The sequence below is a fragment of the Streptosporangium minutum genome (assembly GCF_002149035.1).
Classification (GTDB): Bacteria; Actinomycetota; Actinomycetes; order Streptosporangiales; family Streptosporangiaceae; genus Streptosporangium; species Streptosporangium minutum.
In genome coordinates this window covers 1-7,454 of record NZ_NGFP01000362.1, presented here as the reverse complement: position 1 = coordinate 7,454, position 7,454 = coordinate 1, and the positions used below count along the sequence as shown (strand labels likewise).

Sequence of the window (7,454 nt, the reverse complement as noted above, 5' to 3'; positions counted from 1 at the left end):
CCCTGACGGAGGGCCGCGCCCTCCGCACAGTCCCGACGCGGCCCGGGTACGGCTCCGCGCGGCCCGGGGACGGCTCCCGCACACGGCTCGCGCACGGCTGCACAGCCTCCGCGCAACCCTCCACGTGGCCCCGTGGACGGGACGGGCGGGACGGCGGGCTAACCGGTCGAGGCGGTCCAGCTGTCCAGGTCGGACTCGGCGAGCAGCAACGGCACCGCGGCCGGGTCGCGCAGCAGCGCCGCGGCCGCCAGCCGGTCGCCCCACTGGCCCGACGCCCACGCGAGCCCGCGGGCCAGACCCTCCACACCCTCGGCGTGCACCGTGCCCTCGAAGAACCGCCAGGCGGCGGGGACGCCGTCCACGAGCAGCTTGTCGTGCTCCACGTAGGTCGCGGGCGCGCCCGGCAGCAGTGACCGTACGGCGGGCAGGACCTCGCGGACCGTGCCCGTGGAGGTCACCTCACCGGCAGCCTCCTCCCCCGCCAGCGGCAGGTCGAGCAGCTCCGACAGCGCCTCGGCCAGGTCGAACGGGGCCAGGATCAGCGGCCGGCCCGCGACCAGCGGGAGCAGGTCCGGCGCCTCGACCACGACCGGCTCGCCCGGCTCCCCCTCGGCCCCGCCGGACAGCAGGTGGCCGTCCTCGGCGTCGGCGACGACGATCTGGCCGTCGAGGACGGCGCGGACCGCGCGAGGAGGCGCCACCCGGGCGGGGGCGACGGCGGCCAGAGCCACCCACAGGGCCCGGAGCTGGGCTCGGTCCACCTCGATCGAGGGGTCGGCCAGCAGCTCCAGGAGCTCGTCGGGGCCGCCGTGCGAGGCGAGGAGGTCGGGCAGCGTGCTCCGGACGCCGATCATCGCCAGCGCGGCCTCGTCGATACCCGAGGGGGCGTCGCCGTACAGGCCGAACAGCAGGGGGTCACCGGCCGGGAGCCGCAGCTCGGTGGGGCGCCTGCCGCCCAGCACCGGGTGGGTGGACAGCCACCAGGCGGTGTAGGAGGGCACCTCCACGACCTCGCCCGCGACCAGGACCCGCAGCGGGTGCAGGACCGAGCGGAGCGGCGGGCGCGACAGCAGGGCGAGCGCCGAGGGCCAGTCCGCGACGTACTCCAGGTCGCGGATGGCGGAGAACTCCCTGGCGACCGGCGGCACGTCCATCTCCGGCAGCAGGTCGAGAACCGCCTCCAGCCACTCGTCCTCACGGTCGAGATCGTGGTCGCACTCGTCCGGGTCGATCATGACGTCGGTGTCGTTCACCACGGCGAAGCCGTCGAGCACTCCGGTCGCGGCCAGCACCCGGGGGCCGTAGCGCTCCACCAGCTCGGGCGCGGCGGTGCCGAAATGCGTCTCCTGGTCCAGCAGCCCGGCCAGCGAACCGTCGGCCAGGAGCAGCTCACCGGCCGGGTACAGCTCGCCGTCGGCGCCGCGCAGCGCCAGCTCCGACAGCCACGGAGCCTCGCCCGCGGCCAGCCCCGCGGCCTCCACCAGCGCGAGGACGGCCTGGGCCACCGGCTCCGCCTCGGGGCTGTCCAGGGACTGCGCGACCGCGGCACGGGTCAGCGGGTCCTCCAGGACCGTCCGGGGCGTCGCCTCACCCGCGCCGAGCCGCAGCAGCAGCCGATGGGCGGCGTCCGGGTGGACGACGCGCAGCCCGAGCGGGGCGAGCACTGCCGGGTCCAGGGCGGAGCCGTCACTCAGCAGCAGCGTGCCGCGCGGCCCCCGGACCAGGCGGCCGTCGGCCAGCGGCACCGGCAGCGCGCCGAGCGCCTCGGGGTCGTCGGCGGGCAGCACCTCGTACAGCGACCGCCACCAGGCCGGGTCCCTGTCCTTGACGGCGTCGCCGGAGAGCATGTCCACGACGTCGGCGAGCTCCACCCGCTTCACGCCGAGCGCGTTGACGGCGGGGTGCCGGGACGGCCACCCGGCGGGCAGCAGGCCGGGCACCATGCCGGCGATCTTCTCCAGCAGCTCGGCCGGGGCCGCGACCACGGACGCCTGCCGTCCCGCCACGACCAGGTCGGCGCCGTCGGCGGGCTGGTCGCCCGCGTCGGCGGGCAGTCCCCCGGCGTCGGCGGGCGGGGAGAGAGCGGGCAGGAGCGGGGCGGCGGGGAGCCTGCGCAGGATCGCCCGGCGGATGTGGGCGTCGAGCTCGCCCTTGCCCATCAGGCCGGGGACGAGATCGAGCAGTTTGGGCGTGCGGGGCAGCCCGCCGAGCAGTTCGAGATAGGCCTCGGCGGCACGCTCGACCAGGAAGTCGGTCAGCGGGCCCATGGCCACGTGCCGCCGGTCGGTGGCCATCGGGAACGAGGCGATCAGCAGCGCGGGCAGGTCCAGCGGTTCGTCGCTCGGCGTCGGCGCGTGCACCACGGGCGGCACCCGCGCGGGCAGCGGCCGGGGCTCGCCCTCCTGCGGACCGGCCGGGGCGCCGTCCGAGGCCCCGTCGGCGGAACCGCCGACGGGGACGGCCCAGCGGACCAGCCAGTGGGGCCGGGCCCGCTCCTCGGTGGGCCGGTCGGCGAACAGCTCGGCCACCTGCTCCGGCGCGAACCGCCCGGAGGCCGACACCACCTTCCAGCCGTCCGGCAGCACCGTCCGGACCTCGCCGTCCACATCGATCTCGATCGACTCCAGCGCGGGCAGGCCGAGCAGCAGCGCGGGGCCGGTCTCCGCCAGCATCCGCCGGACCGCGTCCTCGGCCGCCCGGTCACGCAGCGGCAGCCGTACGAGCGTGTCGAACCCGCCGGGAACCTCCACCGGGCCGGCGGGGAACGGCAGGCGCAGCAGCGGCACGTGCCGGTCGCGGTCGGTGAGCTCCCGGGCGAGCGCGGGCTCGGCCGCCACCAGGGCGATGGTCTGGTCGCGCGACCAGCGGACGACCCCGGACCCGAGCGAGCCGATCACCGGCTCGTCGGTGACCGACACCACGGCCGCGAAGCCGACGCCGAACCGGCCGGCCATGCCGGACTCGTCCCGCTTGCCGGAGACCCGGAGCGTGGACAGGCCCTCGATCCCGGCCGCGTCCACCGGGGCTCCGGTGTTGGCGGCCGACAGCACTCCCTCGCGCAGCGACAGGCGGAGCCGTCCGGGCACCCCCGCGCGGAGCGCGGCGTCGGCGGCGTTCTGGGCGAGCTCGACGATCAGCCGGTCGCGGTAGCCGCCGAGCGCGAAGTCCTCCTCGGCGTTGGCGTCCTCACGGAAACGCGCGGGCGAGGCCGTCCAGGCCGCCAGCACGGCGGAGCGCAGTCGGTCGGTGCCGAAAATGTCAGTCACAGCGATGAGTCCAAAGGTCGAAGGGCCCGCGGGTCACGTCGCACGGCAGCCGGCCGGACCAGGGACGGTCCGGCGGCCTGCGGGGGAAGCGTCAGGTCAGGAATGACCCAGTGGCTCGGTGTCGGTGTCGTCCACGGAGCCGGCCAGGTCCGCGGAACCGGCCAGGTCCGCCTCCGAGGAGTCCTCGGGGAGGTGGTCGTAGGCGAGGTCGTCGAGGATCGGCGAGGTCGGCTCGACCTGGTGCGGCAGCACGGCCGCCTCGGAGTGCGCGCCGCAGCCGTGGTCGGCGGCGACCACGCGGCCGTCGTCGGGAGCGTACTCGTTGGTGCAGACACCGAAGCCGGTCCCCAGCGCGCCGGCCAGCGGCCAGTAGAAGCCGCAGGTGGAGCACTGGGCGGGGGCGGCGTGCGCGAGCGGGGTGTGCGGGCCGGACTCGCCGGAGTGCCAGCGCCGCACGGCGCGGTCACGGCCGATCGGTGAGAGCACCCGGGCCCGGCCGAGGCCGTACTCGAAGATCATTTGACGCTCGGAGTCGTCGGCGGTCTCGGTGAAGCCGGGGGCCAGCCGGTCGTCGTCGGCGGCGGTGGGCAGCAGGTCGCCCACCCCGAGGTCGCCGGGACGGAGCCGCTCGCTCCACGGCACCCACTCCGGGGGCAGCAGCGCGCCGGCGCCGGGCAGGAGCACGACCTCGCTGACCGTCACGTTGCGCGCACGGGAGGCCCGGGCGACGGTGACGGCCCAGCGCCAGCCCCGGTAGGCGTGGTCGAGACAGGCGAAGTAGTGGGTGACGACACGCTCGCCCTCGCCCTCGACGCCGAGGTGCTCGCCCACCTGGTCGGGCCCGACGGTCTCCTCGATGGCGGAGCGGGCCAGGTCGACGGCGGCGACGCATGCCGGGTCGAGGGGCGCTGTGCGGGATCGAGTACGGCTCACGAGTTCTCCTCCGTCGGCCTCGCAACCCGACGGCCGCTGTGCTTTCTGGCTCGCTCGCTGCGCTGACTCACAGTTCATTCTCACCTATGCCCGGAGCGTACTGCACCGGTACCGTCCTACCGCACCCGACGATTCGCCCGCCACCGGGCCTCAGAGGCGGAAACCTCCGACTTCAGCCGCCCCCTGACGGCCTCTCCCCCCGCGGATGTGAAACGGCGACGCCCGCCTGTGATGGGTGGGGCTCCCGTGCCGCGGCGATGGAGTCGATGTCAATCGGGTAAGACTGGATGCGTGGCAAATGGGTGGGAACGAGCGCGAAAGACGGCGGGCGAGGTCTCACGTCTGATCGGCCGCTCGGCCGCCGAGGCGGGACGGGCCACGGTGCGCGCGGGCCGGAGCACGGGGCGGGCGACCGCGCGTGCCGGGCGCGGCGCGGCGAGCGGGACGCAGCGGGTCGGCAAGGCCGCGCGGCGGCTGACCCACGCCCAGGGCGCGGGCCGCACGGGGCTGGGCCAGTTGATCGAGCTGACCGCCGCGCACAGCGCGGGCGACGCGCTGGTCACCGCGGCCCTGGCCGGGACCCTGTTCAAGCTCCCGGTGAACGAGGCCCGGGGCCAGGTCGCCCTCTACCTGTTGATCACGATGATCCCCTTCGTGGTGGTCGCGCCGTTCGTCGGCCCGGTCCTCGACCGGTTCCGCTCGGGCCGGCGCTTCGTGATGGCGGGCACCCTGTTCGGGCGCGGACTGCTCTGCTTCGCGATGGCGGCGGCGGTCGTCCCGGGCGACGTGTTCACCATCTTCCCCGCGGCGCTGGCCGTGCTGGTGCTGTCGAAGGCATACAACGTCTCCCGCGCGGCGATCATGCCGAACGTGCTGCCCGCCGACATCGCGCTGGTCACCGCCAACGCCAGGGTCGCCCTGTTCGCGCTGGTCGCGGCCGGCGTCGCGGTCCCGATCGGCGCGGGCGTCAGCGCCTGGCTCGGCGCCGAGTGGGTGCTGCGCGGCGCGACGGTGCTCTTCCTGCTCCAGGGCGTCTTGGCCGTACGGCTCCCGCGCCACGTGGACTCCCCCGACCTCGAGGAGCTGGAGGAGGGCGACAGGCGTCCGCACCGCTGGCGCACCCTGCTGAACGTGGGGCCGGTGGTCGCCGAGGCGATGAAGGCCAACGTGGCCATCCGCCTCTACTCCGGGTTCCTCCTGTTCTACCTGCTCTTCCTCGTGCAGGACGGGAAGCTGCCCGGCTTCGCCCCGACGGTCACGATCGGCGTGCTGGCCGTGGCCGCCGGAGCCGGCGGGCTGCTCGGCACGGTGGTGGCCTCCTGGGTGCGCAGCCGCTCCCCGCAGCTGATCGTGCTGTCGACGCTGGCGCTGTCGGCCGTGACCACGGTGGTGGCGGTGGTCGTGTTCAACCTGTGGACCGTGGTGGCCGTCGCCCTGGTGTCCGCGTTCGCCCAGGGGCTGGGCAAGCTCGCCCTGGACGCGATCGTGCAGCGCGAAATCGGCGAGGAGGTGCGCTCGTCCACCTTCGGCGTGGTGGAGGCGTTCCTGCAGATCGCGTGGGTGCTCGGCGGGCTGGCCGGCCTGCTGCTGTCGCTGTTCGCCTCCGGCCCGGCCGGGCTCGCGGTGATGGCCGCGGCGCTGGGCGGCTCGCTCGGCTGGCTGCTGGTACGGCGGCGCGGGCGGGTCCGGGCGAGGGACGCCAAGGTCGAGGCCGCCCGGGCCGGGGCCCCCGACGTCCCCGATGGCTCCGACGCCCCCGCGGCCACCGCCGACGACCGGTCCCCGGCTCCCTGGGAGCGACGCCGGCCGGACGCCGCGGGAACGACGACCGCGGTCGTGCGGCGCGAGGATCCCCCGACGGAGAAGCGGACCAAGCCGCTGACCAACCCCCACGGCTGAGCCGCCGGGGAGGAGGTCAGTCGTCCAGGTCGTCGGCCACGGCGCGGAGCACGGCGGCGATCTTCTTGGCGTGCACGGCCTCGGGGTGCTTGCCCTTCTGGTAGGACGTGGAGACCGCGTCCAGGAGCTTGATCAGGTCTTCCACGATGACGACCATCTCGTCGGGCTTCTTGCGCTTGCCCTTGGGCTTGACGGCCTTGGCGAGCGTGGGGGGCTGGTCGATCACGCGGACCGAGAGCGCCTGCTGGCCACGGCGTCCTTCGGCGACGCCGAACTCGACCTTCTGGCCGGGCTTGAGGGAGTCCACGCCCCCGGGCAGCGCGGAAGAATGCACGAAGACCTCACCGCCGTCGTCGCGGGTGAGGAAGCCGAAACCCTTGTCGGCGTCATACCACTTGACCTTGCCACTCGGCACAGGGGTGACCTCGTTCAGACTGTCGTGAAAAGGAATGGATGTAGGTTATGCCCAGCGGAGGCCGAGGGCGACCGTCTAATCAGGCCTGAATTACACCAGTGCGGCAGGGGTTCGCCAGCCGTCGAACCACTCGGCGAACTCGGTCAGATCGCCGAGCACTACGTCGGCTCCGTGACCATGCAGCTCTCCCGCCGGATAGAGGCCGGTCGCCACCGCCACGCTGGCGGCGCCCCCCGCCCGCGCCGCCTCGATGTCGGCGACATGATCTCCGACATAGGCCGCCGCGCCGAAGGTCGCGAGGGCCGGGCCCTTCGCGGCCCCGAAGACCGATCCGGCGATCTCGTCCACGTCCAGGCCGAGGAATCCGACCGTCCTGGTCGCGTCGAGGGTGTTCTTGCCCGTCACCACGATGACCCGGCCGCCGGCCCGCCGTACGGCCTCGACGGCCTCGCGCGCGCCGGGCATGAGGGTGGTGACCGGGACGGCCATCGAGGGGTACAGCGACCGGAAGAGGGCGACGGCCGCGGGGATCTCCTCCGGGGGCAGCCAGTTGGCCAGCTCCCACTCCAGCGGCGGCCCCAGCCTGGCCACCACCGCCGCGCTGTCGATGAACACGCCCATGCGCAGCGCCAGCTCGTCGTAGACGGCGGCGATTCCCGCGCGCGTGTCCGCGAGGGTCATGTCCAGGTCGAACCCCACCGAGCTCATCCGGTCGATCACCGCTCCCCCGTCCGCTTCGCGGAGGGTCTGCTCCGCTGAACCCTCGAAGCATGCCAAATCTCTGGGAACAGAGGTAATCCTGAGCCGCTGTACGCGGCGCCACCTGCTGTGGAACCCTTTCAGGGAGAACGCGCCCAGCGGGGAGGGCGGCGGCGCCGAGCGGTCCGGCGGCCGTCTCGCGGTCGGCCCCGCCTTCCCGTCCCGCGCGTCCCCGCCCGGCC

At 74.6% G+C, this 7,454-nt stretch carries 5 protein-coding genes; 1 reads left to right on the top strand and 4 read right to left on the bottom strand.

All coding sequences use genetic code 11. The features are described 5' to 3' along the window. Positions 1 to 158: 158 nt before the first annotated feature. Both CA984_RS41385 and CA984_RS41380 read right to left on the bottom strand, forming a co-directional pair. Positions 159 to 3,266, bottom strand: a complete 3,108-nt coding sequence (locus tag CA984_RS41385; RefSeq protein ID WP_086578793.1) for a sacsin N-terminal ATP-binding-like domain-containing protein — start codon at positions 3,264 to 3,266, stop codon at positions 159 to 161. A gap of 96 nt (positions 3,267 to 3,362) precedes the next feature. Continuing rightward, complete coding sequence (locus CA984_RS41380; RefSeq protein ID WP_086578792.1) at positions 3,363 to 4,199, bottom strand: DUF3027 domain-containing protein; 837 nt, start codon at positions 4,197 to 4,199, stop codon at positions 3,363 to 3,365. Positions 4,200 to 4,490: 291 nt separating this feature from the next. Between CA984_RS41380 and CA984_RS41375 the strand changes: the two genes are divergently transcribed. Continuing rightward, entirely contained in the window at positions 4,491 to 6,098 is a 1,608-nt protein-coding gene (locus CA984_RS41375) for an MFS transporter (protein ID WP_242676466.1), read from the top strand. A 16-nt stretch (positions 6,099 to 6,114) separates the two neighbouring features. Here the strand turns inward: CA984_RS41375 and CA984_RS41370 are convergent, their stop codons facing one another. Beyond that, positions 6,115 to 6,513: a cold-shock protein gene (locus tag CA984_RS41370; RefSeq protein ID WP_086578790.1), complete on the bottom strand. Its 399-nt coding sequence runs from the start codon at positions 6,511 to 6,513 to the stop codon at positions 6,115 to 6,117. A gap of 90 nt (positions 6,514 to 6,603) precedes the next feature. Then, positions 6,604 to 7,233 carry an HAD family hydrolase gene (locus tag CA984_RS41365; RefSeq protein ID WP_242676465.1) on the bottom strand — a complete coding sequence of 210 codons (630 nt, stop codon included), beginning with the start codon at positions 7,231 to 7,233 and terminating at the stop codon, positions 6,604 to 6,606. Between the last annotated feature and the right edge of the window lie 221 nt (positions 7,234 to 7,454).